The 24,353-nt window shown below is 68.7% G+C and carries 24 protein-coding genes; 13 read left to right on the top strand and 11 right to left on the bottom strand.

The window, feature by feature from the left end; all coding sequences use genetic code 11:
• Positions 1-43 precede the first annotated feature (43 nt).
• Positions 44-1,138 carry an esterase-like activity of phytase family protein gene (locus tag QJS31_RS05480; protein WP_282777919.1) on the bottom strand — a complete coding sequence of 365 codons (1,095 nt, stop codon included), beginning with the start codon at positions 1,136-1,138 and terminating at the stop codon, positions 44-46.
• A 333-nt stretch (positions 1,139-1,471) separates the two neighbouring features.
• Here QJS31_RS05480 and QJS31_RS05475 point away from each other — a divergent pair, with 333 nt between their 5' ends.
• Complete coding sequence (locus tag QJS31_RS05475) at positions 1,472-2,605, top strand: beta-mannosidase (RefSeq protein ID WP_306356070.1); 1,134 nt, start codon at positions 1,472-1,474, stop codon at positions 2,603-2,605.
• Here the strand turns inward: QJS31_RS05475 and QJS31_RS05470 are convergent, their stop codons facing one another.
• The 5 genes from QJS31_RS05470 to QJS31_RS05450 form a co-directional block, all read right to left on the bottom strand.
• Complete coding sequence (locus tag QJS31_RS05470; RefSeq protein WP_306356069.1) at positions 2,606-4,264, bottom strand: glycosyltransferase family 39 protein; 1,659 nt, start codon at positions 4,262-4,264, stop codon at positions 2,606-2,608.
• Positions 4,261-5,724, bottom strand: a complete 1,464-nt coding sequence (locus QJS31_RS05465; protein ID WP_282777913.1) for a glycosyltransferase — start codon at positions 5,722-5,724, stop codon at positions 4,261-4,263. Before QJS31_RS05465 ends, QJS31_RS05470 begins: the two co-directional genes overlap by 4 nt.
• Positions 5,721-7,160: a hypothetical protein gene (locus QJS31_RS05460; protein WP_282777911.1), complete on the bottom strand. Its 1,440-nt coding sequence runs from the start codon at positions 7,158-7,160 to the stop codon at positions 5,721-5,723. Before QJS31_RS05460 ends, QJS31_RS05465 begins: the two co-directional genes overlap by 4 nt.
• A gap of 46 nt (positions 7,161-7,206) precedes the next feature.
• Complete coding sequence (locus tag QJS31_RS05455; RefSeq protein WP_306356068.1) at positions 7,207-9,198, bottom strand: hypothetical protein; 1,992 nt, start codon at positions 9,196-9,198, stop codon at positions 7,207-7,209.
• A gap of 389 nt (positions 9,199-9,587) precedes the next feature.
• Positions 9,588-10,124, bottom strand: a complete 537-nt coding sequence (locus QJS31_RS05450) for a carboxymuconolactone decarboxylase family protein (protein ID WP_282777907.1) — start codon at positions 10,122-10,124, stop codon at positions 9,588-9,590.
• A 142-nt stretch (positions 10,125-10,266) separates the two neighbouring features.
• On the opposite strand from QJS31_RS05450, the gene QJS31_RS05445 reads away from it, so the two are divergent.
• From QJS31_RS05445 to QJS31_RS05435, 3 genes are all read left to right on the top strand, one after another.
• Positions 10,267-10,917 (top strand): RNA polymerase sigma factor, encoded by a 651-nt coding sequence (locus tag QJS31_RS05445; RefSeq protein ID WP_282777905.1) that lies wholly within the window; start codon positions 10,267-10,269, stop codon positions 10,915-10,917.
• Entirely contained in the window at positions 10,910-11,188 is a 279-nt protein-coding gene (locus QJS31_RS05440; protein ID WP_282777903.1) for an anti-sigma factor, read from the top strand. The genes QJS31_RS05445 and QJS31_RS05440 overlap by 8 nt, the downstream gene beginning before the upstream one ends.
• 68 nt (positions 11,189-11,256) lie before the next feature.
• A complete protein-coding gene (locus tag QJS31_RS05435) occupies positions 11,257-11,661 on the top strand; it encodes a DUF4383 domain-containing protein (protein WP_306356067.1) in 405 nt (134 codons plus the stop codon).
• A 22-nt stretch (positions 11,662-11,683) separates the two neighbouring features.
• On the opposite strand, the gene QJS31_RS05430 is transcribed toward QJS31_RS05435, so the two are convergent.
• Positions 11,684-12,226, bottom strand: a complete 543-nt coding sequence (locus QJS31_RS05430; RefSeq protein WP_282777900.1) for a dihydrofolate reductase family protein — start codon at positions 12,224-12,226, stop codon at positions 11,684-11,686.
• A gap of 142 nt (positions 12,227-12,368) precedes the next feature.
• On the opposite strand from QJS31_RS05430, the gene QJS31_RS05425 reads away from it, so the two are divergent.
• Both QJS31_RS05425 and QJS31_RS05420 read left to right on the top strand, forming a co-directional pair.
• Positions 12,369-13,385 carry an AraC family transcriptional regulator gene (locus QJS31_RS05425; protein ID WP_282777898.1) on the top strand — a complete coding sequence of 339 codons (1,017 nt, stop codon included), beginning with the start codon at positions 12,369-12,371 and terminating at the stop codon, positions 13,383-13,385.
• Between the two features lie 145 nt (positions 13,386-13,530).
• Positions 13,531-13,971: a hypothetical protein gene (locus QJS31_RS05420; protein ID WP_306356066.1), complete on the top strand. Its 441-nt coding sequence runs from the start codon at positions 13,531-13,533 to the stop codon at positions 13,969-13,971.
• 214 nt (positions 13,972-14,185) lie between these two features.
• Here QJS31_RS05420 and QJS31_RS05415 read toward each other — a convergent pair whose 3' ends face one another.
• Positions 14,186-15,082 carry a TetR family transcriptional regulator gene (locus tag QJS31_RS05415; RefSeq protein ID WP_306356065.1) on the bottom strand — a complete coding sequence of 299 codons (897 nt, stop codon included), beginning with the start codon at positions 15,080-15,082 and terminating at the stop codon, positions 14,186-14,188.
• Positions 15,083-15,156: 74 nt separating this feature from the next.
• On the opposite strand from QJS31_RS05415, the gene QJS31_RS05410 reads away from it, so the two are divergent.
• Positions 15,157-16,377, top strand: coding sequence for an MFS transporter (locus tag QJS31_RS05410; RefSeq protein WP_282785504.1), 1,221 nt, complete (start codon positions 15,157-15,159; stop codon positions 16,375-16,377).
• A gap of 110 nt (positions 16,378-16,487) precedes the next feature.
• Here QJS31_RS05410 and QJS31_RS05405 read toward each other — a convergent pair whose 3' ends face one another.
• A complete protein-coding gene (locus tag QJS31_RS05405) occupies positions 16,488-17,492 on the bottom strand; it encodes a LacI family DNA-binding transcriptional regulator (protein WP_306356064.1) in 1,005 nt (334 codons plus the stop codon).
• Between the two features lie 159 nt (positions 17,493-17,651).
• On the opposite strand from QJS31_RS05405, the gene QJS31_RS05400 reads away from it, so the two are divergent.
• The 6 genes from QJS31_RS05400 (at position 17,652) to QJS31_RS05375 (ending at position 22,399) form a co-directional block, all read left to right on the top strand.
• Positions 17,652-18,674, top strand: a complete 1,023-nt coding sequence (locus QJS31_RS05400) for a substrate-binding domain-containing protein (RefSeq protein WP_195120584.1) — start codon at positions 17,652-17,654, stop codon at positions 18,672-18,674.
• On the top strand, positions 18,671-19,648 hold the full coding sequence (locus tag QJS31_RS05395) for an ABC transporter permease (protein WP_255222369.1): 978 nt from the start codon (positions 18,671-18,673) through the stop codon (positions 19,646-19,648). The genes QJS31_RS05400 and QJS31_RS05395 overlap by 4 nt, the downstream gene beginning before the upstream one ends.
• Before the next feature lie 8 nt (positions 19,649-19,656).
• The gene (locus tag QJS31_RS05390; protein WP_282785506.1) at positions 19,657-20,421 is read left to right on the top strand and encodes an ATP-binding cassette domain-containing protein; all 765 of its coding nucleotides are present in this window, start codon (positions 19,657-19,659) and stop codon (positions 20,419-20,421) included.
• On the top strand, positions 20,418-21,356 hold the full coding sequence (locus QJS31_RS05385) for a ribokinase (protein WP_306356063.1): 939 nt from the start codon (positions 20,418-20,420) through the stop codon (positions 21,354-21,356). Before QJS31_RS05390 ends, QJS31_RS05385 begins: the two co-directional genes overlap by 4 nt.
• Before the next feature lie 29 nt (positions 21,357-21,385).
• Positions 21,386-21,781, top strand: a complete 396-nt coding sequence (gene rbsD / locus QJS31_RS05380) for a D-ribose pyranase (protein WP_282785966.1) — start codon at positions 21,386-21,388, stop codon at positions 21,779-21,781.
• A 315-nt stretch (positions 21,782-22,096) separates the two neighbouring features.
• Positions 22,097-22,399 carry a DUF6342 family protein gene (locus QJS31_RS05375; RefSeq protein ID WP_306356062.1) on the top strand — a complete coding sequence of 101 codons (303 nt, stop codon included), beginning with the start codon at positions 22,097-22,099 and terminating at the stop codon, positions 22,397-22,399.
• Positions 22,400-22,498: 99 nt separating this feature from the next.
• On the opposite strand, the gene QJS31_RS05370 is transcribed toward QJS31_RS05375, so the two are convergent.
• Positions 22,499-23,152, bottom strand: coding sequence for an LppP/LprE family lipoprotein (locus QJS31_RS05370; protein WP_306356061.1), 654 nt, complete (start codon positions 23,150-23,152; stop codon positions 22,499-22,501).
• Positions 23,153-23,665: 513 nt separating this feature from the next.
• On the bottom strand, positions 23,666-24,322 hold the full coding sequence (locus tag QJS31_RS05365; RefSeq protein WP_282785969.1) for a TetR/AcrR family transcriptional regulator: 657 nt from the start codon (positions 24,320-24,322) through the stop codon (positions 23,666-23,668).
• Between the last annotated feature and the right edge of the window lie 31 nt (positions 24,323-24,353).

The raw sequence follows: 24,353 nt of genomic DNA, 5'->3' as shown, positions 1-24,353 counted from the left end.
GGGCGGTCCGGCCCCGTACGTGGGAAACGCGTGGGTCGCCCGGTCAGCGCATGGCGAGCGCGACGAGCTGGGTGACCTGTTCGGCGCTGAAGTTGTTGTCGCTCACCAGGATCAGGGTGCGTTCGCCGGTGGCGAGACGCGGCCCCCAGGTCATGCCCTCGATATTGTCGACGTGGGACAGGCCGAGCTCGCCCAGGTCGGCGACCAGCCGTTTGGTGGCCGGGCGGGCGTCGGTCACGCTGGTGCCGTGCACGTCGGTGGCGGCGGTGAGGTCGGCTTCGTAGAGACGGATCTTGGTGCCGACGCCCGGGACGAAGCCGCGTTCCAGGACGAGCAGCGTCGACGGGTTCAGGGCGTCGGCGGCGAGGATGGAGACGATGCCGTTGTCGCCGCGGCCCGGTTCGGGGCGCGACGCGGCGAAGACCGGCTCGGTCGGATACAGGTACTGGGCCAGCACCGGACCGAATCGAGCCTGCACGGTCAGGCGGTTGAGCGATCCGGCGCCGGTGGTGGGCCCGGGACCGTCCTCGAGCAGCGGACCCTCGAGCGCGGTCACGAACAGGGTGCCGCCCGCGGCGAAGGTCGCGGCCTCCAACGCGGCATTGCGGCGCGGACCCGTGTCCGGGCGCATTCGTTCGTTGTCGGGAATCGGGAGAGCTCCGGCGTAGGTGCCGTCCGGACGGGCGATCCGCACCGACGGGTCGATCAGCACCGCGTCCGCGCGCTCCCCCTCCTGGGTCCAGAAGTACTCGCCGGTCCACGGATCGACCCGAATCTCCTCGGGGTCGACGGATTTCGCCGGATACTCGGCACCGGCGGGATCGAGCAGCGGGTGCGTGCCGGTGAAGGTGACCGGCCCGACCCCGTCGCCGTCCACCGTGAAGCGCGCGGTGTAGAACCGCGCCGGATCGCGTTCCGACCGATCATCGCTGATCAGCACGTAATCTCCGGTACTCGCGCGATAGTCGATTCCCGACAGCCCACCGAGCACGGTCCCCCGCACGTCGAGATCGTGGGCGATCACCCGCTCCCCCAGCAACCGCACCCCCGGTTGCGCGTGCGCCGTCGGCGCGCCCAGCACCCCTACGACCGCCACCGCCAGTGCTACCTGTCCAGCCCTACGCCATCCATGCGCCACGGGCCACACGCTAGTGGCGGGCCGGGACCGACAGGTGAACGGCCGGGAACCATCCGATGCCCGGTGTCCGCGTCTCACGCACGCCGACTGTCGGCCTCGGCGACCGCGGGCAGCATTTCGGCCGATAGCCGGAATCGGAGCGCGTACCGCGGGTCCGGCCCGGACACCATCGACGCTGCCCCTGTTCTCCGATCGGCAACAGCTCGGACGTGACTACGGCGGGCACAACGCGAGGACGAGGTATTCGGTGCGTCCGACGAGGCTGGGTCGGCGCATCTGCGATCGTGAGACGGTCGTCGTCCCCGCTCGCCTCGCTCGCAGTCAGGAGGACCGTTGTCCGCACGTGTTCGCGTTCTCGCCGTGGTGGCCGCGCTGTGTCTCGGGGCGGGATGCGCCGACGGCGGCCCGGACGCGCCGGGAGCTGCTGTTCCCGATGGACCGCCGGCTGCCGGTGCGGCGGTGAGCGCCTCGGCATCCGGGCTGCTGCTCAATGGAAAACCGTGGTGGCCCGCGGGTTTCAATGCTCCCCAACTCGCCACCGACTACGGGCTCAATATCGGCTGCGGTGCGGAGGTGAATCTCGACGAGTTCTTCGAACGGCTACCCCGCCATTCCCTCACCCGTTTCAATGTCTTCCAGGCGCTGGCGGTGAACAAGACGACGGGTGCGCTCGACTTCCGGGCCGTGGACGCCGTATTCGCGGCCGCGGAACGGCATGCGCAGCTGGTGCTGCCGGTACTGGTGCCGCAGGACGGGGCCTGCGATGACGAGACATTCAAGCAGCGGGAATGGTTCACGCGAGGTTGGGCCGAGGCCAGGCCGATCGAAGGTCGCGCGGTGCTGAGCACCCGGGACTGGATCAGGGCGGCGGTACAGCGGTGGCGCAGTTCCCCGGTGGTGGCCGGGTGGGAGGTGATCGGCGAGCCGGAACCGGGTGTCTGCGCCGGCGATTGCGCCGACGACCGCCAGTCCTGCCCGGACGACGCCGCGGCCGTGCTGCGCACCTTCATGGACGAATCCGGGGCGCTGGTGCGCCGATTGGACCCGGGGCGGCTCATCTTCGCCGGATTCATCGGCGGCGGGCAGTGCGGGACGGCGGGTGAGGAATTCGTCCGGGTCGGCGCTTCGCGGTTCATCGACGTCCTGGAGTTCCACGACTACGGCGAGGAGGACGTCGCGGTCCCCGGTGACGCCTTCAACGGCCTGGCCGTACGCCTCGATCAGGCCGAACTGTTGCGGAAGCCGCTGCTGGTGGCCGAGATCGGGGTGGCGGCGGGCAGTTGCCGCAGTCTCCCGGCGCGGCGGGCGGCGATCGAGCGCAAGATGATCGGGCAGCGCGCGGCCGGGGCGGCCGGAGCACTCGTCTGGGCCTTCGTCCCCGACCCGCGAGCCGACGCGTGCACCTTCGACGTGGGACCCGATGATCCGCTCTGGGACCTGGTGGCCGAGCGGATCACCGTCGGGTGATCAGCGCGCGCCCAGCACCCGGTAGAGCCGCCAATCCGGTTCGCTCGCACCGTCGGCCGGAACTTCCAGCTCCAAAGTCGCTATCTGCGCGCCGTTCTCGAACATGGTGGGGTACCTGCGGTTCACCGCATCCGAGGCACCGCGCCCGGTGGGCGGCACCGCCAGGATGTAGCGCACCCCGCGTTCGGCGGGCCGGTTCAGGATGCGCACGAAATCACGGTCGGACGGCACCACGAACTGGTCCGGCCGCTCGGAGGCGACCACCACCGAGAAGCCGTACACGGTATCCATGAGCACCGCGCCGGGTGGCAGCCGCAGCGAGTCCAGATAGCGCGCGAGCTTGCGCCCCGTGGTGAAGGTGGCGGCGATCCGCCGCTGATCGGCGTAGCGTTCGGAGGCATTGTCCGGCCGCGGGAACAGCACCGCGCCCAACGCGTACTCCTGCACCGCCAGGCGCGAGCTGTTCATGCCGAGTGTGGTCAGCGGCAGCGACGCCGCCAGCACGAGGACGGTGGCGACCAGAGCGGCGACCGGCACGGCGCGCGGCATCGGCACTGCCGCGGCGTGCTCCCCGAGACGACGGCTGGGCGGCTGCCCGCGGGCGGGCGCGAGCAGCAGCGTCAGCACGGCCACCAGCGGTATCGCGGCGATGTAGAAGCGTAGGAACGCGAAGGTGGAACCGGTTGCGTAGCTGAGGGTTTGAAAGGCGAGCACGGCACCGCACAGCAGCATGGGCACGAGCACCTGGAGGTCGCGGCGGCGAACGCCGAGGGCTCCCGCCACCGGCACGAGCAGTGGCAGCGCCGGACCGAGTACCAGCATCGCGGCGACCGAGTACTCCAGCGCCGCGACCGAATCGCCCGCGGCGGTCGTGCCGGACTGCTCCAGTATCGCGGTATTGCCGTACTGCGAGGTGAACTGCTGAAACGCCTGACCGGTGATCAGCCAGCTGGTGGCCGCCCACACGAAGAAGGCCAGCCCCACCGGCGCGAGCACCAGACAGACATCCATGGCCGCCGCCCACCAGCGCCGCGCCTCACCGCGCCGCCGCCACAGCGTGTACGCGCCGACGAACGCACCCGCGGCGGCGGCCGGGGCGAGGGCGTCGTAGCGGGTCAGATAGCCGAGGCCGAGGGCGATACCGCAGGCGGTCAGATCGTGCGCGCCGTCGGTGCGCACCCAGCGCATGAGCCGCCGGATCGCCCAGCACAGGCAGAACAGGAACAGCGCCTCGCTCATTCCGTTGCCGCCGTAGAACACGATCATCGGATTGAGCGCGAACAGCACCGTCACCGCGAGAGTGAGCCATGCGGGCGCGCCCCGATCGGTGCCGATGCCGTGGACGGTGGTCACCGCGCCGCCCATGAACAACGCCGTCATGAGCACCCCGGACAGGCCCCAGGTGGTCAGGCCGGGCAGCAGCGGGGAGAGCGCGACCGCGGGCAGCTGCGCCAGCGCGGTGAGCGGGGTGAAGACGAAGCCGATGGCCGACAGGTGCGGGTCACGGCTGAACAGTGCCGCCTGCGCGGCCGACACCCGGCTGAGCGCGTCTCCCATCAGATAGCCGTGGCCGGCCGTCACCAGCCACCCGGTGATCAGGTACAGCGGGCTCGCGGTCGCGAAGACCGCCAGCGACGCCCATGACCGTGTGCGCGTCACGCGCTCTTCTCCGTCGCACCCAGGCCGTGGAAGGTCTTCTCCCAGTAGGACGGATTGCGCAGCAGCTGCCAGCAGCCCTTGGTCGCGGCGATACTCATCAGCAGCCAGTACAGCGGTGAGGTCAGACAGGCGAGCAGCAGATCGGAGCGATCGTTCTCCCGGCAGGCGAGCAGGTTCATGTAGATGGTCGCGGCATTGCCGAGCACCAGCGCGACCAGGGCCGGAAAGTAGACGGCGGTCGGGAACAGCTGCTCGATCACGAAGGGCTGGCCCAGAATCCAGGCCAGGCTCATCGCCCAGAACACCAGGTTCAGGCAGGCGATGATCGGAGTGCCCGCCAGGAACAGCGTGAAGCGCAGGAAGGCCACCGTCCCGATCTGCCGCCACAGCCGCACCGGACGGCGGGTGTGCACCAGCCAGCTCTGCAAATAGCCCTTGTACCAGCGAGATCGCTGCCGAATCCAGTTGATCGGGTCGGGGTTGGCCTCCTCCAGCGTGGTGGAGTCGATGACCGCGGTGGCATAGCCGCGGGCCGCGATGCGCACCCCGAGGTCGGCGTCCTCGGTGACGTTGTAGGGATCCCACGCGCCGATCGCGGTCACCACCTCGCGTGTGAAGTGATTCGAGGTGCCGCCCAGGGGAATCGGGGCGGAACTGCGCATCAGGCCGGGCAGCAGATAGCCGAACCACAGCCCGTAGTCCATGGTGAACCAGGCGGTGAGCAGATTCTGCCGGGCATTGTGGAAGGCCAGTTTGGCCTGTACGCACGCCACCGTGGGCGGCAGTTCCCGGAAGGCGGCGACCACGCGGCGCAGTTGCAGCGGATCCGGGATGTCCTCGGCGTCGTAGATGGTGACGATATCGCCGGTGGCGCGGCGCAATCCGTAGTTGCACGCCTTGGGCTTGGTGCGCGGATCGGCGGCCGGTACCAGCACGATGGTGATGTGTTCGGCTCCGCCCGAACCGATTCCGGCCGCCCGTGCCGCCGCGATGGTGGGTTCGTCGTCCTCCTCCAGAAGCAGCAGCACCTGCATCCGGTCGCGCGGATACTCGATGGACTCCAGCGCGGCGACCAGATCGCCGACCACCTCCGGTTCCCCGTAGGCGGGCACCAGAATGGTGTAGGGCGGCAGGTCGTCGGCGGGCAGGGCGCGGGCGCGGGCATCGTCGACGGTCATGATGGCATCCCGGGCCATGCCGCGGGTGAAGATCAGCACGCGGTCACCGAGCACCGCGAGATACCCCAGCGTGCACAGCGCCACCAGTACGGTGCCGGTGGCGAGCGGAAAGAACACCGCGCACACCGCGACCGTCAGCATCAGCGCGAGGAACGTATTACGTTGCCACGGAAGGAAAGCCACCGCAGCCGAGGCCAGCGGATCGGATTCCCGCAATCCGTGCACGGCCGCGTGCAGGGCGTCGGCCTTGAACTCCGGGGATTCCGGATCGACGGCGGTCATGACGTCCTCGCCCGCACCATGGCTCGCGCTACCGTGGTCAGCAGGTCCTCGTCCTTGGGGGCGAGGTCGGCCTCGACAGCGTGCGAATGGCTGTCCAGCACGACAGCATTGCCGCGGAACAGCTGATTCATGAGGTTGTCGAGATACTCGGTGAAGGCGGGCTGCAGCGGCGGGAACTCCGCGTCGGGCAGATGATTGTCGGCGGCGATGAGGGTGATCCGCTCCGCTCCACCCGTGCCGGTCCAGTTCCAACTCAACCAGGTCCAGCTGAGTAGCCTGCGGTCGTCCAGAACGACATTGAGCCGGGCGGTGACTCCGCGACCGAGGTCGATATAGGAAGGTGGACTGATGCGTGGCTGCTGGAGGCGGTACAGCACGAACTCGGGCACATTGTTGATGCTGTATGGATCATCGCCGCGTGCCGTATCCACGACGATGCGGCGGCGACGGGATTCCTTGTCCCAGTCCGAATTCCCGCGCTCGGCGCGAATCAGCTGTCTGGTGAGCGTGGCATCTGAGCCCAAATAGCGGCGAGCCCAGGGATATTCGTCCTCGCTGAGCAGTTGCCAGCCCGGCGGGACCAGGTGCTGACCCATGACGACGAGCCCGGCGACCTCCGGAAATTCGACGCTGTAGTCCTTGTACACCGGAATCAGACCCAACACCACCGCGCCGGAGACGACGAGTGCCAGGGCCCCGTACGACTGTCCGGCCGTCAGCGCGGCCAACGGCCGGTCCAACGGCTCGAGAGCCGCACCGCGCCGCTGGTACAGGTACATCACCGCACAGGCCGTGCTCACACCGATCACCGACGGCAGGGCCTGATAGAGGATGCCCCGTCCGTCGGGCAGCACGGACCGCACCGCCAGCAGGCAGAGCCCGCCCACGACGAGGGCGATAGCCGCGGCTGCGCATCCACGGGCCGGGGTCCGCCCCGTCGCGATGGCCGCGGTCACGGCCGCGATCAGGAGCATGACCAGCCCGGAGGCGACCACACCGCCGCCGAGAGCCGCGATCGCCAAACCGTAGGGCAGCGGCGCGGCGGCGAGCAGCAGCAGCCATACCGGCCAGAACCGACACGTCGGCCGCAGTCCGAATACCAGCACGCACGCGCTGAGCAGGAACAGCCACGCCGCGAGCACGTCCAGATGCAGCAGCTCGTAGTGGTAGCGGTAGCGGCGCACCAGCAGACCCACCACCGCCATCGACAGAGCCAAGACGATGAGTCCGACGATGATGTCGGTCTGCCGATCGTGGATGGGTAGCTCACCACCCCGGCGCAGGGCGATGCCGATGGCCGCGAACCCCGCCAGTACCGGCATCAGCAGCAGATATCCGAGGTGCGAACCCTGTGTGATGTCCTCGGCGATCTCCACCACCGTGCTCCAGAAGGCCGTCACCACCGCCACGGCGATCAGCGTCCCCCGCGCGACCATCGCGGTAGCCGGATTCGGCCGCCGTGCCGACACTTTCGCGTGCATGTCAGTGGTCGCGCCGACGCCGCGCCAGGATCAGCAGGCCCGCGACCAGCCCCAGGCCGAGCACCACGGCTCCGGCGATGGTCAGGATGCGGGCGACCGGAATATCGGCGGAGTCACCGGGTGCGCCGGCGACCACCTCCTGCGGGTCGAAGTACTCCGGATCGCGATCACCGGTCTGGTACAGCACATTTCCGGTGAGTCGGGACCAGCGGTCCGGATCGCCGTCCAACCAGTCCAGCATGCGGTCCACCCGTTCGGGCTCCGCGGTGGAGGTGGCGACCAGCACTGCTCGGTCGTTCGACCAGGTGGCCTGAAGGGAGCCGAAGGGAATCAGCGGATCGATGCGCAGTTCGGCGCGCGACGGTCCGCTGTACACGGTGATCCGATCGCCGGATCGGCTCAGGGGCAGTCGAATCGACTCGGGCACATCGCCGTCGGCCGCGATCAGGACGACGGGGTCGGTGCCGTTCACCGCGGTGTCGAACGACACCAACTCCGGCCGTAGCGGCACCGGGGTCAGGCGCTGCATGCCGACCAGAATGCGCGCGGCGCGGCGCGTGTCGGCGAAACCGGGCTCACGCAACCCGACCTGCACGGTGGGCAGCATCGCCTGCGGCATTGACTGGAATCCTGGGGGCACAGGCGGTTTCGCCTCATCTCCGGTGATCTCACTGGCCGGGTCGATGGTCAGGGTGACCGGCTGCTCCAAACCGCAGCCGTGGGTCAGACCGGTCTGCGCCAGGGTGACGGTCAGCGTCGTGAACCGGCCGAGCAGTTCGTCCGGAATCTCGATCCAGCGTTCGATGCGGCCACTCGCGTCCACCGGCCAGCTGTCGATCTGCCGGTCGCGGGCGGTCACCGTGATCTGCCCGTTCAGCGTCTGCGGCAGCGGGGTGTAGTTGCCCAGCAGGCGCACCCGGATATCGCGGGTGGGGCGGCCGAGGCGGGATTGGTCGATGCCGATATCGACGCTCACCACGCCGATGGCGGTGGCGCTGAGTCGTGTCTCACCCAGATCGCTCAGCGTGCTGACCTCCGGTGGCAGTTGTGGCGCGGCGGGCAGTGATACCGCCGTGGCCCCCGAGGTGAGGGCGATGCGCGCGAGATCGCTGGTGAGCAGCCGGATCTGGTCGGGCAGGGTGTCGCGGGTGCCGGACACCGTCAGCAGTGGGCCGGGACCGTCGGCAGTGAGCCGCAGCCCGGTGTCGGCGGATTCGGCGAGGGCGATCTGCCGTTCCAGGAATTCCGGGGCGTGATCCGGCGCCGTGGCCCCGCGACCCATCGACCGCAAATCCACGGCAACCGGTTGGCCGTCGTAGCGAGCGACCACAGCCGTGAGCATTTCCAGGGCCGCCGCACTCTCCACCTGTGACGGCCGCTCCGGCAGATAGACCGTGAGCCGGCGCAGCACGGGCGGCAGGAACTCGGCGACGGTGGACGGCTGCACCTCCCGGCCGGAATAGCCCACGGCCGGATCCGACAGCGTCATCGGTCGCCCGAGCCAGTCGGTGATACAGGTCCCGACCTCCGGCACCAGCGCCGAACTCAGCGTCACCGCGATGGCATTGTTCTCGACCTCCGCGCCGGCCAGCGACAGCCGCACCGGCGCGTCGCGCTCCAGCGGCAGATTCACCCGATCCAGCAGCCGCTCCCCCGATATCACCTCCAGCGTTCCGCGCGCCACATACGGCGGCAACTGCACCGTCCCCACCAGCTCCATCGGCGCCATCCCCGGTAGCACCGGCAGCGTCAGCGCCACCTCGTGCTCCTGTCCCGGAAACGCCAGCACGCGACCCATGCCGAGCGTCGACAGCGGTACCGCCGCCACCCCCGGCACCGGCGCCTCCGCCGGGGATGGCGGCGGCGCCGGCGGCGAGTCGGGCTCCGAAGGCTGCGCCCCCGCCAGCCCCGACGCGCCCACGACAAAGCTCACCACCAGCACGCCGACCGACCCGAAGAGACGCCACCGCGAACGCGATGAAGACAGAGACACCAGCAGCCTCCCGCATGCGACAACCCGGAACCCGAACCAAGTCACCCACTGAAGCTAACTATCAGCTACCGAACGTCGCATCACTATAGGACATGCATCGGGGCTATCGCTGCAGGCCGCGACGCCCCCACCGGGTCGATATCAGCCGGGTTCGATCGAGCCACCGCCGACGCGGCTCGTGCGCTCGCGCCACCGGGGACACCCGCTGCCGTCAGACCCGAATGCGCCCTGCGCGGGATGTGACGCGCCGACCGATTGGCAATGGGGTCGTGATCGAAGAGACCGCCGCACACGCCGCGCCTGATCCCAGCGAATACCGCAAACGCAGCACCCCCTGAGCCGAACACCCTGCGGCGGATCGGAATTGCGCTCCGCCGCAGGACGATTCGTCAGGCCTGCACGACCGGGAAGTCGATCTCGGTGCGTGCCGCATTGTTCAGGTAGTTGGTCAGCACATTGAGCGCGACGTGACCGATGACCTCGGCGATCTCGGCCTCGGTCGCTCCGGCCGCACGCACCGTCGCCACCACGTCGTCGCCGACGTCGCCGCGCTGCTCGTTGACCGCCACCGCGAAGGCCAGCAGTGCCGCCGTCTTCGGGTCGTCGGCGTCGGCTTTGCGTGCCGCGCCGACCTGTTCGCGGCTGAGACCGGCGACGTTCTCGCCCAGGTAGCTGTGCGCCGACAGGCAGTACGAGCAGCCGTTGGACTGCGCGACAGCGATGGCCAGCCGCTCCCGCGTCGCCGCCGACAGCACGCCCTCGGCGAGATTCCCCGCCATGGCCAGATACCCGTGCACGAGCGCGGGGCTGTGCACCATCACCCGGGTGAGGTTGGGTGTCGAGCCGAGTGCCTGCCGCACCGCGGACAATGCCGTGGTCTGCTCGGGCGTTTCACGATCCGCGCTGACGAGAGGCAGTGTGCTCATGAGTGTCCTCCAGTATCGTTGGTTGTCGTTGTGCCGCGCTGTCGCCCCTACCGACGGCGCGAGGTATGGACACCCCGGCGGCCCCCGGCGTTACAGCGCGGCGGCCGCGAATCCGAGATTTCGAGAATGGGGATGCGAAGTCGTGGTTCCACGCACGCGCACCATCGTCGATGACCGCTGGCCGACCGAGGACGACCTGCTCACCGCGCTACGCGGCGGGAACACCGAGGCCTTTCGCGCGCTGGTGGAGGCGCTGCACGCCCCCCTGGTGCGGCTGGCCTGCGGTTACCTCCCCCGTGCCGCCGCCGAGGACGCGGTGCAGGACACCTGGATGGCGGTGGTGCGCGCCATCGGCGAGTTCGAGGGCCGGGCGAGCGTGCGCACCTGGGTGTTCCGGATCATGCTGAACCGGGTGCGGACCCTGGCCCGTCGGGAACCGCGCACGGTGCCTTTCGCCACCGCCGGTCCGACGGCCGATCCGCGCCCCGCGGTCGATCCGGATCGGCTGGCGCATCCGGAACTCGGCCCCCACTACTGGCCGGACGTACCGGTCCGCTGGGAGCTGCTGCCGGAGCAGCGGCTCATGTCCGCGGAGGTGCGTGCCGTCGTCGACACCGCATTGCACACATTGCCGCCCGCGCAGCGCGAGGTGGTGACCATGCGCGATATCGAGGGGTGGTCGAGTGAGGAAACCTGTGCGGCGCTGGGGATTTCGGCGGTGAATCAGCGGGTTCTACTGCACCGGGGCCGCGCCGCCCTGCGTGCCGCGTTGGAGGAGTATCTCGATGAATGACAACGGTTTCATCGACAACGAACTGCGGATCACCTGTTCGGACGCCGTCGAGCTGGTCACCGAATTCCTCGATGACGCGCTGGACGAATCCGACCTGCGCAGATTCGAACAACACACCGCGATCTGCGAGGCATGCCGGGTGTACGTCGACCAGATCCGCCGCACCATCCGCATCGTCTCCGCCACCCGCGACGACGCGGTGGAGCTGCGACCCGCCGGGTTCGACGAGTTGCTGGCCGAATTCCAGCGGCGAAATCCGGACACGCTGTAACGGGCCGGGGCTCCGCGAGTCCATATCTGTGCACGGCCGCAGCACGCGGCCCGTCGAAAGGTACGGATATGACGCGCAACCAGATCTTCGCCGCCGTCTCGTCGGTGATCTACTTCGCCGCCGGCCTCATCGGTTTCGCCGTGACCGGTTTCGGTGACTTCGCCGGCAGCCATGACGCGAAAATACTGATCCTGGCGCTGAATCCACTCCACAATGTCGTGCACCTCGTGCTCGGCGCGGTCTGGCTGGCCGCCGCCGTGCTGCCCCCGGTGACGCGGACGGTCAATATCGTGCTCGGTGCGGGCCTGCTGGCCGCATTCGCACTGGGCGTGACCGGCGCCGCCGGATTCCTGAATATCCACGGGGTGTCCGAGCCGGACAACTACCTGCACCTCGGGTACGGCGTGTTGAGCATCGCGATCGGCTGGCGCTTCGCGGATACGCCGCAGCCACTGCGCGGGCAGCCGGCGTGAGCGCACCCGCTCCTGCGCCGATCTAAGCCGGGTGATAGGTGTTGATGACGATGCCGCTGCCGGTGCGGGTGGAACCGACGAGTTCGAGTCGGCGCAGCAGGCCGGTGTCGGTGAACAGGCGCGTGCCCTTGCCCGCGACCACCGGGTAGATCATGAGTTCCAGTTCGTCGAGCAGATCGGCCTCGAGCAGGCGGCGGACCAGGGTGGGGCTGCCCGCGGTGCCGATGTTGTTGCCCGGCTGCCGCTTCAACTCGGCGAGGGTGGCAGCCAGGTCGGCGCCGCGCAGCAGGGTGGCGTTGGTCCAGCCGACCTCGTCGAGGGTGTCGGATACGACGTACTTCCGGACGCTGTTGATATGTCCGGCGAAGGGCTCGTCGGTGGAGGTGGGCCAATAGTCGACCCACTCCGTATAGGTGTTGCGGCCCAACAACATGGTGTCGGTGGCGGCGAGCACCGTTCCCATATGCGCGCCGAAATCCTCGTCGAACAGATCGAACGACCATTGATCGGGTGATTCCACGACGCCGTCCACGGTGATGAACAAGCCGCCCACTACTTTGCGCATTGCACTGTCCCAACGTTCTCGATCCGGTCCCGGATGGACCGAACTCCTGACATATCGAAGGTAAAACCGCTGCTCGTCCTGCTGTCAGACCACAATGCGCCGTGCGCGGGACAGAACGCGCCAACCGCTTTATCGTGAGCGTGTGATCGCAGGAACGGTGCCGCCGCACATGCTGCGCCTGATCCTCGCCGCGGCGCTCGAAGCCGGGGTGAAGGACTCCGAGCTCGTTCGAGTGCGCGGGATGGCGGCCATTCACGAGGACGGCGTCCGACTGTCTTCCGCCATGGCGCTGGATATCTGGCAGATCGCCGGAGACGAGGTGGAGGCATGGGGCGGCGGCGCGCGGATCGCGACCCTGTGGCAGCCGGGACTGCTCAGTTCATGGGACTACCTGTTCCGCACCGCCCCCACCCTGACCGGAGGTCTCACCGCCGGGGCGAGCCTGCTCGCGGCGGTCCGCGACCCGCTGGAGAGCGCGGAGGTCACCATGGACGCCGCGGGCGCGGCCACCGTCGTCTACCGCACGCCCTACGCCGACCTGTCGTGTGGCTCGATGATCAACGAACTGGCGATGGGCCTCATCCTGCGCGAGGCACGCGCCGCCGCGGGGCGGCACCTCCGCCCGCAGCGGGTGACGTTCACGACCGCGCCGCCACCGCACCACCGGCATCTGGTGGAACTCTTCGGCACCGACGACATGCACTTCGGCGCGGAGCACACCACCATCACCTTCACCGAAGCCGACGCGGCACAGCCCCTTCCGGAGGCCGATCCGGTACTCGCCGCGATCATGCGCTCCTACACCGAGACCACCATCACCTCCGCCCGCCCGATGCTGGGCTGGCTGGACCAGTTGCACACCGCGATTCGCGAAGCGCTGCAACAGGGTTCGACACCAACCCTCCGCGCCGTCGCACACCGCATGGCGACCAGCCCCCGTACCCTTCAGCGCCGCCTGTGCGAGCAGGACACCACCTGGCGCACCGAACTGGAACGCGTCCGCCACACCGAATCCGCACGCCTGCTACGGGAGACAGCACTCGGTGTCGAGTCCATCGCCACCCGGGTCGGCTACGCCGACGTGCGCGCCCTGCGCCGCGCCTTCCACCGCCTCCACGGCGTCGCACCCAGCGAATACCGCAGGCGCACCGCCCGCTGAATCACCGCCGCGCTCCGTGTCGTCGCGACGGCTCCGCCGCACCGCGGCCGCGTGGACCAACGGCGCGAATCAGCCGCGCGATAATGTGAAGAATGTTAGTTTCACTCCGATTCGGGGCGAGAGCTACACGGCCGGAAGGGATCTCATGGCTACTACTCGGGTGCGCGGCACCGGATTGGGTGCGACGACGCTCGGCATCGGCGCGGCGCTGGTGATGCTGGCGCCGCACGCGGCGGCCGAGGGCCAGGGGTATGTGGCGATGGCGGCATCGAATCCGAAGGTCGGGTGCGGCTACGCGGTCACCAGCGGTGACCTCGTCGGCGGCGGCAGCAGTTCGAGCAATGGGCTGCCGATCACCTTCTACGACAACGGCGTCGCGATCGGGACCGACGAGGCGGGCGGCGGCCTGGTCGGCAAGGCCGCCAAGGTGACCTGGACACCGGAGACCACCGGCCAGCACGTGCTCACGGCCATCGGCAGTTGGGGCGATGACCATGTGATCACACTGACGCCACTGACCGTCCAGGTCGCCGCGAGCACCGCCACCGGCAGCTTCGGCTGCCCGTTGCCGAGCATCTCCGGATAACCCACCGCCGAAGAGGCTCGGTTACATCGGAAACCGCTACCGTCCGCGAGCGGTGACGGCATCGGCGGCAGCAGGGACGTCGGTGTCGACGGCAGCAGGGACAGCAGAGTCGGCGGCAGCAGAGTCGGCAGCGTCGGCAGCAGCAGCGTCGGCAGCAGCAGCGTCGGCAGAGTCAGCAGCAGAGTCGGCAGATTCGGCAGCAGCAGCGTCGGTGTCAGTGGGTGTCGGTGGCAGTGTCGGCGGCGTCAGCGGCATCGGCGGCGAGGAGCTTCAGCACTACCGGCCGGGAGAGCGTACCGGCGACCTGCCGGGCCAACTGGTTCGCGCTCACCCCGGCGGCATGGGACTCCCGCAGTGCGGCGGCGAGGTCGTCGCGGGCGGCCGCGGCAACCGCCTGCGCCTCCCGCAGGCGGCGGGCGGCCGCGGCGACCACTCCGCCCGCACGTACGTCCTCGCTGAGCGCGGCCGCACGCACATCCTCGCTATGCGCGGGAGCCTCGTCGGTCAAGGTATTGACCAGTTCGAGGTCCCCGCGCCCCGCCCGCATGGCCGATCGCGCGAAGTCGGCCATGAACCGCTTGGTGGCCTCGGTGTCGTCGGCCGCCTCGCCGAGCAGCAGTCGGGTGGTCTGCGGCACCGCCAGCGACCAGTTGGCCAGCCCGCACAGGGCGAGCAGCACCAAACCGGCCCGGCGTTCGTCCACACCGAACTGCTCCTGGGCCCGATTGAACTTGCGCACATAGTGATCGGCGCGCCAGCCGTCGATATCGTGCGCGTCCGCACCACGGTGCAGGCCCTCCCACAGCAGCAGCCGCAGCAGCTGCGGATGCGCGCGGTGGTAGTCGAAGAGCTTGCCCACGTACTCGCCCGGTTCGGTCTCCGACAGCGGCTGCACCACCTCGAGGAACTCGCGCATGGTGTCGATGAGGATGACGTCGAACAGCTTGTCCTTGCTGCCGAACAGGCCGTAGATGCGTTCCTTGTTCACCCCCGCCGCCTCCGCGATGCGGTCCACGCGCGCGCCCGCGAGGCCGTACTCGGCGAATTCCGCGCGGGCCGCACGCAGCAGGGCCCGCCTGGTCGCGTCACTGCGCTTGGCCGGAGCGTTCATGACGGCGACTCTAACATCCACTAATCCAACTATTTGGTTGACATGATGGTCACCGGCGTCCTACCGTCGTCACCATGCCGACCACCGCCCTGCCGAATTCGACCGACACCCAGGTCTCGACCGCCACGCACCGCGCCCACACCGCGCGCACGCTACCGGTCTTCGTGCTGTCCGCCCTACTGGCGACAGGGCAGATGTACATACCGATTCCGCTGTTCACCGCCATGCAGTCCGACTGGCAGGTGAGCGCGAGCGCCATGACGTGGATCATCAGCGCCTTCGCCTTCGGGTACGCGGGCGGTTTCGTCGCCTTCGGCCCGCTGTCGGACCGGTACGGCCACCGGCGTGTGCTGATGACCGGGATGCTCGCCGCCGCAGTGGTCACCCTGTTGACCGGTTTGGCTCTCAGCGCGCCGATCGCCATCGGTCTGCGGGTCGTCCAGGGCCTGGTGGTCGGCTCGATACCGCCCGCGATCATGGCCTATGTGGCCACGCGGATCACGCCCGCGCATCGCGCCGTCGTGACCATGTCGGTGGCCACCTCGTTCCTGGCCGCGACGGTGCTGGCGCAGATCGCGTCGCAGGCCGTGGTCGCCTCGCTCCCGTGGCGCACCATGTTCCTCGGGTCTGCGGTGGCCTTCGCGGCGCTGGCACTGGCGCTGCGCGCGGTCATGGTGCCCGACGCGCCGACCGGCACGGATCGACCGCTGCTGCACAGCTACGCCACCGTGCCCGCGGTACTACGAATCAGGCCACTGCTGCCTCTGCTGATCGCAGGCGCACTGTCCATGGCCGTCATGGTGGGTGTCTACACCGGCATCGAGATCACCGGCCTGGTCCACGGTTCGGGCGAACTGCTCGCCCTGCGCGCGGGCGCGCTGCCGGTCATGGTGGCGCTGCCGCTGCTCGCCGTGCCGCTCGCCCGGCTCACCAAACACCGTCAGATCATGCTCGGCACCCTGGTGGCCGCGGCGGCCATGGTGGCCGCCACCTTCGAGGGCAGTCACATCGGCATCCTGACCGCCCTGCTCGCCGTCCTCGTCGGCGGTCTCGGCGTTATCGCCCCGGCGGTTCTCCAAACCACGGGCGAACTCGGCGGCGACGCCAGGGCCGCCGCCTCCTCGGTCGCCATGTTCAGCTTCTACGTGGGAGCCACCGTCGGTCCGATCGTCGCCTCCGTCACCGCGCCGCATGGGTTTTCGGCCCTCGCGTGGACGCTGGCGGCACTGCTGCTCGTGGCGTTGGGATTGACGGTGCTCGGCGCGCGCTTGCAGCACCTGGCGGTCGCGGGCTGAGCCACCCGGCAGCGACCGCGACCGTCCGTTCGTCGGCGCGCGGCCGCTGTCGCCTGGTCGCAGTCGGTCACCGCGCACGACCGCCGCACACGCATCCGCGCTCGGCAGCCTCAGAATTCGTCCGAGCAGCCGCAGGACCCGCGGGTGCGCAATTCGGCGGCGAGGCGGATGATGCCGGGATCGGGTGCGCTGCTTTCTATTTGCTCGAGAAGCAGGTCCACCGCCAGTTCTCCCATGCGGCGGGCCGGTTGGACCATGGTGGTCAGGCCGGGGCGGGTGTATCGGGAGTATTCGATGCCGTCGAAGGCGACAACGGCCAGATCGTCGGGAACCCGCAACCCCGCGTCGTAGGCGGCGCGGAGCATCCCCATGGCCTGGAGGTCACTGGTGACGAATACGGCGGTCGGGGGCTTCGGACCGGCTGTCAACTCGGCCAGCGCGTGGTACCCGGCCGAGCCGCCGAAATCGGTGCGCACAATGACGCCTTCGGGCAAGCCCTTGGCCGCCAAGGCATTCCGATATCCCCGCACCCGATCCTCGGCCGTGGAGACATGCGGTCCACTCAAGCAGGCGATCCGGCGGTGACCATGGTCGATGAGATGGTCCACGGCCTGTCGCGCCCCCGCCACCGAATCGCACAGCACATGCGTGCACCGAGTCGGGTCGATGATGCGGTCCAAGGCGACCAGCACCATCCCGGCCTGCTCGCAGGCATCGGCGATACCGGTCTCCCACGCGGACGAAATCGCCAGCAGCCCTTCGACGCGGCGGTCGATGAACGAGCGCACATAGGCCTGCTCGCGCGCGGGGTCTCCATCCGCGTTGCCGACGAAGAGCGGATACCCGCGCGCGAACGCCGCCGCCTCGATCACCGCGGACAGTTCGGCGAAGAACGGATTGGCCCCGTCCGGGATCACCATGCCGAGGGCGTGGCCGCGGTTGGTGCGCAGGCTGCGGGCGGACATATTGGGCCGGTAGCCGAGTTCGGCGATGGCGGCCTCGATGCGGGCCCGGGTCGCCGGCGCGACCTGTCGCGGACCGCCATTGATCACATAACTGACCAGCGCCGGAGACGTACCCGCCAGCCGAGCCACGTCGGCCCGTGTGACCGCCATCGAGTCATCTCCTTCTCGCGCACCGTCCATCCAAGCATCGAACCGGCCGACGGTGAAAGACCAGCCCCTTGACAGCTCGTGACCCGCATCACACACTGTCATTCAACTCGTGTTGATCAACACGAGTTGATACTACGAAACAGATTAGGTCGGTTCACGATGAATGCACGATTTCGCCGCGCTCTGATACCTGTCGCCCTGGTCACCGCGGTTGCCGCACTGACGACCGGCTGCGGCCGCGGTGATGACTCCGGCTCCGACGATTTCAAGATCGCGATCGTCACCCGGAACTTCACCAACCCGTACTGGGCGGCGCTGCGCGACGGTGCGAAGGCCGAGGCGGAGGCGCTGGGCGTGCGGGTCGACGTCCAGGCCGGACAGTCCGAGACCGATGCCGACGGCGAGAACGCCCAGATCTCCACCATGGCGGCCCAGGGTTACGACTGCTTCGGCGTGGTCCCGGTCAACAGCACCAATGTGATCACGCCGCTGACGCCGGTCGCGCGCAAGGACATTCCGATCCTGAACCTCGACACCCAGATCGACGCGAAGGCGTCCGAGGCGGCGGGTGTCAGCTACGCCAGCTTCATCGGTTCGGACAATCTCGATGCCGGGCGGATCGCCGGCGAGCGGATGGTGCAGGCGCTGGGCGGCAGCGGCAAGGTGGTGATGCTGCAGGGCATCGCGGGCGAGCAGAACGGCATCAACCGTGACCAGGGTTTCAGCGACGCCGTGGCGGGCAAGCTGGAGATCGTGCAGAAGGCGCCCGCCGACTACGAGCAGGACAAGGGCCTCCAGGTCACCGAGGCGATGCTGCGGGCGCATCCGGACATCACCGGTGTCTTCGCCGCGAACGACACCATGGGACTCGGTGCGGCACAGGCGATCAAGAACGCGGGCAAGTCGGAACAGATCAAGGTGATCTCGGTCGACGGCATCCAGGCCGCTCTCGACGCCGTGCGGTCCGGGGATCTGTACGGCACCGTGACCCAATACCCCTATGCGGAAGGCCAACTCGCCGTGCAGGGGTGCCTGGCCCTGCACCAGGGCAAGACCCTGCCCTCGCGCGTCGTGGCCCCGATCGCGTTCATCGGCGCGGACAATGTCGAACAGCAGATCGAGGCGTTCCCGCGCCCGATCGTCGCCTTCGACAACCCGATCGAAGGGCTCCTGGACAAGTGACGGCCATCGTGGACACCGCATCGGTCGACTCGCGCGAGCGCGCGGGACGCACCGAGATCCTGTCCAGAATCGCGGAATTCGCGGCTCCCCTGGCCCTGGTGGTGCTCTGGGTGGTGTTCTTCATCGCCACCCCGCACTTCCTGACGCTGGACAACATCAGTGACCTGCTCGTCGCCTCGACCATTCTGACCGTGCTGGCCCTGGGCCAGCAGTTCGCGATCACGGCCGGTGGCATCGACCTGTCCGTGGGAGCCAACCTGCCGTGGGCCGCCGCGATTCTCGGCTATCTGACCGCGCAGGGCTATCCGCTGGCGATCGGCATCACCGGCGCGATTCTCGGCGGACTGGCGGTCGGCGTCGTCAACGGGGTGCTGGTCGGTCGGCTGGGCATGACCGATTTCGTGGTGACCCTCGGCATGCTGAGCGTGCTCAACGGCATCACGCTGCTGTTGACGCACGGCAATACGCAGGCGGTGAGTTCCCAGTTCCTGCAACGGCTCGCACTCGACGGCATCGGCCCGGTGCGCTGGTTCTGGCTACTGGCGCTGCTGGCCGCGCTGGCGGTGGCGGTGATCATCTTCCGGACTCGGATCGGCACCCATCTGCTCGCGACCGGCGGTCGGCTGGAGGCGGCCCGCGACACCGGGATTCCGGTGAACCGGATTCGCCTGTTCGCCTACGCCATGTCCGGATTGCTGTGCGGTATCGCCGGTGTCATGCTGGTCGCCCGCAATGGCGGGGCGGATCCGTCGTTGCAGACCACCTATCTGCTGAGTTCCATCGCGGCCGTGGTGCTGGGCGGCTCATCGCTGTCCGGCGGCAAGGCATCGGTCCTCGGAACCGTCTGCGGGGCGGTGCTTTTCACCTCGCTCATCAACGGGTTCACCATTCTCGGCATCTCGCAGTACTACCAGCCGGTCGCGGTCGGCGCGGTACTGCTGCTCGCCGCGGGCATCGCCCGCTTCCGAAAGTAGGTCAGCACATGGCGATTCCACTGCTGGAGGCACGAGATCTCACCAAGTCGTTCGACTCGGTACGGGCGCTCGCCGGGGTCAGCATGACGATTCCCGAGGGTGAGGTCACCGCACTGGTCGGCGACAACGGCGCGGGCAAGTCGACGCTGGTGCGCTGCCTGACCGGCGTCCAGCCGCCCGACACCGGGCAGATACTGTTCCGCGGCGAGCCGGTGCGGTTGCGCTCGCCCGAGCATGCCCGGCGGATGGGTATCGAGACCGTCTACCAGGATCTGGCGCTCATCGACGACCTGACCGTCTGGCAGAACCTGTTCCTCAATCGCGAGCTGGTGTATCCGCTCGGCATCGTCAACCGCAAGGCCATGATCGCCCGCGCCGGGGAGATCCTGCGCGACCTGGATGTCGACGTGCCGTCGGTGCGCACCACCGTCCGGCGGATGAGCGGCGGTCAGCGCCAGAGCATCGCCATCGCGCGGGCGGTGGCCTGGGGTAAGTCCATGGTCATCATGGACGAGCCCACCGCCGCACTCGGTGTCCGGGAAACGGCCGCGGTGGAACAGCTGGTGCGCGGGCTGCGCGAGCGCGGCGTCACGGTGCTGATCATCAGCCACGATCTCGACCAGGTGCTGCGCATCTGCGACAACGTAGTGGTGCTGCGGCGCGGCAGATCCGTTGCCGCACATCGCATCGACGAAGTGGACGGTGACCGGCTGGTCGCGCTGATCACCGGTGCCGCACCCGGCAACCTCGATGTCGCCGAGGTGGCCTCGTGACGGTGGTGGTGCTCGGGTCGGTCAATCGGGATGTGGTGTGCGAGGTGCCGCGGCTCCCCACCCCCGGTGAGACCGTCCTCGCGGTCGGCACGCGAACCAATCTGGGCGGCAAGGGATCCAATCAGGCGGTGGCGGCGGCCAAAGCTGGCGGGCGCGTCGAATTCGTGGCCCGAATCGGTGCGGAGCCGGACCCCTCGCTACGGAAGTCGCTGCGTGAGTACGGCGTCGGACTCGAGGCGGTGTGCGAGGTGCCGGGCGCCCACACCGGAACGGCCTACATCACCGTCGCCTCCGGTGAGAACCAGATCGTGGTCGACCCGGCCGCCAATTTCCAGTGGGAGACCGATGCGGAACTCGACGCCGCCACCGCGGCCCGGCTGATCGCGGACGCGGACGTGGTAGTGGCGCAATTGGAGGTGCCGGTTCGGGTGGTGGCCTGGGCGGCGCGGCGCGCACGGCGGTTCATCCTCAACGCCGCCCCGGCGGCGGAACTGCCCACCGATCTCCTGCATCGGTGTGATCCGTTGATAGTCAACGAAACCGAGCTCGCGACCTTCACCGGCGCGACCGCGACGAACCCGCCGGAGGCGTTCGACCAGGCGCGTGAACTGTGCCGCAGCGGTGTTCCCGCCGTGGTCGCCACCCTGGGTGCGGCCGGGGCCGTCTGGGTTCGCCGCGACGGCGGCACCGTCGTCGGCGGGCATCAGCCCGCTCCACGAATCGACGCCACCGATTCCACCGGAGCCGGGGACGCCTTCGTCGGCGCACTGGCCACCGCGCTCGCTCGCGGCGACGATCTGCCCGCCGGGGTGGCCGTCGCGACCGCCGCCGCCGCGCTCGCGGTCCAGTCCTCCGGCACTCATACCGCCTACCCCAGCCACGAGCAGATCATCGCCGCCCTCGGCACCGTCCCCCCGGCCGCCCAGCTGCCCTGATCACTCCAGCCCCGCAAAGGATTTCGATCGTGCGATCCACCGGAATCATCCATGCTGACCTACTGTCGGCTCTCACCTCGCTACGTCACACCGATCTGTTCGCCGTCAGCGACTCCGGCCTCCCCGTCCCCGCCGACATCCCGGTCATCGACCTCGGAATCAGCTACGGCCTCCCCCGCTTCGAGCCGATACTCGACCTCATCCTGAGTGAGGTCACCGTGGAGGCGGCCTGGGGCAGTAGCGACGTCACCGTCCACAACCCCGACACCGCCACCCTGCTCACCACCCGCCTACAGGCGAAGCTCCTCGACCACGCCGAGTTCAAGGCCCGTATCGCCCAGTGCCGCTTCGTGGTTCGCACCGGCGAGGCACAGCCCTACGCCAATGTGCTGTTGCGCGCGGGGGTGCCGTGGTTGTCGACCTGACGCGCCCACGGCAGTCGCAACAACGGGACCGGTCGGATATTTACGGCTATATCATCTCTCCCACAAGGGAATTCACCGCGAATGAGCTTTCGAAACGACCATGCTTCCGCACGCTCACTATCTATACTTCATTGCAGCGCGATATTTCGAGCATGGCACTCGCCTTCGGCTCGACACCTACCGGGACCCGAATTCCGCAGCACGCCGCGCGGCACCTGCGGACCGCAATCGGCGCGGTCCGCGAAGCCCTGAAGCAACGGAGCTTCGCCACAGCTCCCGGGGATACGCCTCGGGGAGGCAAGGAAGGTGATCAGCATGCCCGATATCGACCTGGGCCTGGCGACCGACTGGAACGAAGGGGACACACACGGCCGAATCCGGCTGCGGCAGAACCAATGCTACCCGGAATCACCGAAGAAGGACGTTCTCATCAGCTCTCCAGTGAGCATCGAACTCTCGGTCAACACCAATTACAGCACCAGCCAGGAAGCCGACAAGATCTTCTTCACTACCCACCACGGCGATACGAAGAAGATCATCGCCGTATTGGATTCCGACGGCAACCTCTTCATCGCCGGGCGGCTCATGCAGGAGATCAGAGATCTGAAGTACAGGTAGTCGACACAATTCCGTCCCGATAACGACCGTGCCACTCGCCCGCGCTCGGAGAGCCCGTCGAGTGGCACGGCCACCTGGTCGTACTTCCTGCGAGAACCGCTACCGAGGAGCGCTCGGATTGGCAACCTCGTCCGGAATCGACGGGTTCGGAGTGACCGTGGCGCCGTCCGAGCCGAGCGTGAAGGTGATGACCGCCGGACCGCCGGACGGGCAGCAGTTGGCGTCGTCACCCTTCAGCCAGCGGTATTGCACCTGCACGGCACGGTCGGAGGAGCCGACGACGCTCGTGTACGACGTGGCCTTGGACGTCGCGGTGCCGAGGTAGCCGTCGTGGTTGAAGAACAGCACGTGGTACGGCGAGCTGGCCGTACCGCCCGGTGTCGTCGCCATAGCCCAGAGCAAATCCGGGCACTCGCCGACGGCCGCGGGGATGGAGCTGTCGAAGGTGTACGGATCGCCACCCACCGACGGCCCGAGCGAGGCGATCGCCGCGGTGACCGCGTCCGACCCCGGATCGAGGCACAGACCGCTGCCCGCGGTCGCGGGAAGGCCGTCGGCCGGCGGACTGGTCGTCACCGGCGGCTGGTCCGGCCGCGACGTGATCGTCGGCGCGGCGGTCCCGGTCACCGTGCCCGGCTCCGAGGGGCCGGGTGCCGGCGAGCCGGGCCCGGGCGGTGTCGTGGCGTCCTCGCAGCCCGCGACCGCACCGGCCACCAAGAATGCCGCCAGCCCCGTACCGATGAGTTTGTTCATTACATTTCCTCCCGATTTTTCGTCCCCACTCGGGTGTCGGTCCGGGAAGGCCGCCGGTTACGCCCCCAATTGCATGGTCATACCGCAGCAAGGTCGAAAAACGCAGTACACCACCGTGATTGCCCTACTACGCTACCGGGCCAACCGGCGACGACCTGACGTTGCTCAGCCGAGTCGCGGCGGCTTCGTCGAGTCGACCGCCGGTGTGGTCGACGGCCTCGGGGTCGGCGATACCGGCTGGCGGTCGGCGTCGCCGAACCCCCGAACCGAAGCGAGGCCGGCGACCGCTGGACGACCTCATCGGCCACCACATCGTGCCTGTGAACTGACCGTGCTCGCCGTCGACCGTGTACCCAGCCGGAAGACGGTCCCGGACGGCCACCGATTGCCCCGAACGCGGTTCGGTAGATCGGCGGAGCGGATCAGGCCGTGGCCTTCGGGACGACCGCGACTCTCCCACATGATCATGGAACGGATCGACGTCGAGGTCGACGTGCGGGCGATGAGTCCTGGTCAGTGCTGGGTGTCGGTGCTGAGGGCGGGCCACAGGGTGGCGGTGATTTTGTCGGCGAGTCCGGCGCGGGTAGTGGCGTCCTCGCCGCGCAGGAACGCCCCGAAGTAGGCGCCGAAAACCATGGTGGCGACGGTGTGGGAGTCGATGTCAGGCCGCACCGCGCCACGGGCGACCAGCTGCGCCAGGACCTGTTCGACTTGGGAGACGCGGGGTTCGACGGCGCGTGTCACGAGGTGGTTGAGGAGTTCCGGGACACGGTCGGCTTCGCTGATGAATCCGCCCTGCAGGACGATGGCGTCGGGGTTGTGGTAGCAGGGGTCGACACGGCGTATGGCTTCGGTGAACGCCTCGCGCGGGGTCAGCTCGTCGATGGGACATGGTGGGGTGACGGCGGTTTGGGCGCGTAGCCCGTAGTCGAGGGCGTCGATGACGAGTTCGAGTTTGCCCGGCCAACGCCGGTAGAGGGTGGGGCGGGTGACACCGGCGTCGGCGGCGATGTCGCCGAGCGCCATGCGGGTGTAGCCGTCGGTGACCAAGCGGCGACGTGTCGCGACGAGGATGGCCTCGTCGACGGCGGGATCCCGGGGTCGCCCGCCGCGCGAGCCGGACCTTTCGGCCCGTGGCTGGTTGCCGGGTTCGGTGTGCGGGCGGGTCATGGCCTCCCTTTCGCTACGACGTTGCGTTACA

Origin of the sequence: Nocardia sp. CC213A (assembly GCF_030766805.1) — a bacterium.
Lineage (GTDB): Bacteria > Actinomycetota > Actinomycetes > Mycobacteriales > Mycobacteriaceae > Nocardia > Nocardia otitidiscaviarum.
This window is presented reverse-complemented; position numbering and strand designations above follow the sequence as displayed.

What these genes read in the sequence shown, in the direction of transcription:
- QJS31_RS05430 (WP_282777900.1), bottom strand. Translation starts at nt 12,226, where the DNA reads ATGCGCAAAGTAGTGGGCGGCTTGTTCATCACCGTGGACGGCGTCGTG.
- QJS31_RS05440 (WP_282777903.1), top strand. Translation starts at nt 10,910, where the DNA reads ATGAATGACAACGGTTTCATCGACAACGAACTGCGGATCACCTGTTCG.
- QJS31_RS05405 (WP_306356064.1), bottom strand. Translation starts at nt 17,492, where the DNA reads ATGGCGGTCACACGGGCCGACGTGGCTCGGCTGGCGGGTACGTCTCCG.
- QJS31_RS05410 (WP_282785504.1), top strand. Translation starts at nt 15,157, where the DNA reads ATGCCGACCACCGCCCTGCCGAATTCGACCGACACCCAGGTCTCGACC.
- QJS31_RS05435 (WP_306356067.1), top strand. Translation starts at nt 11,257, where the DNA reads ATGACGCGCAACCAGATCTTCGCCGCCGTCTCGTCGGTGATCTACTTC.
- QJS31_RS05450 (WP_282777907.1), bottom strand. Translation starts at nt 10,124, where the DNA reads ATGAGCACACTGCCTCTCGTCAGCGCGGATCGTGAAACGCCCGAGCAG.
- QJS31_RS05375 (WP_306356062.1), top strand. Translation starts at nt 22,097, where the DNA reads ATGCCCGATATCGACCTGGGCCTGGCGACCGACTGGAACGAAGGGGAC.
- QJS31_RS05365 (WP_282785969.1), bottom strand. Translation starts at nt 24,322, where the DNA reads ATGACCCGCCCGCACACCGAACCCGGCAACCAGCCACGGGCCGAAAGG.
- QJS31_RS05390 (WP_282785506.1), top strand. Translation starts at nt 19,657, where the DNA reads ATGGCGATTCCACTGCTGGAGGCACGAGATCTCACCAAGTCGTTCGAC.
- QJS31_RS05400 (WP_195120584.1), top strand. Translation starts at nt 17,652, where the DNA reads ATGAATGCACGATTTCGCCGCGCTCTGATACCTGTCGCCCTGGTCACC.
- QJS31_RS05465 (WP_282777913.1), bottom strand. Translation starts at nt 5,724, where the DNA reads ATGACCGCCGTCGATCCGGAATCCCCGGAGTTCAAGGCCGACGCCCTG.
- QJS31_RS05420 (WP_306356066.1), top strand. Translation starts at nt 13,531, where the DNA reads ATGGCTACTACTCGGGTGCGCGGCACCGGATTGGGTGCGACGACGCTC.
- QJS31_RS05415 (WP_306356065.1), bottom strand. Translation starts at nt 15,082, where the DNA reads ATGAACGCTCCGGCCAAGCGCAGTGACGCGACCAGGCGGGCCCTGCTG.
- QJS31_RS05460 (WP_282777911.1), bottom strand. Translation starts at nt 7,160, where the DNA reads ATGGTCGCGCGGGGGACGCTGATCGCCGTGGCGGTGGTGACGGCCTTC.
- QJS31_RS05370 (WP_306356061.1), bottom strand. Translation starts at nt 23,152, where the DNA reads ATGAACAAACTCATCGGTACGGGGCTGGCGGCATTCTTGGTGGCCGGT.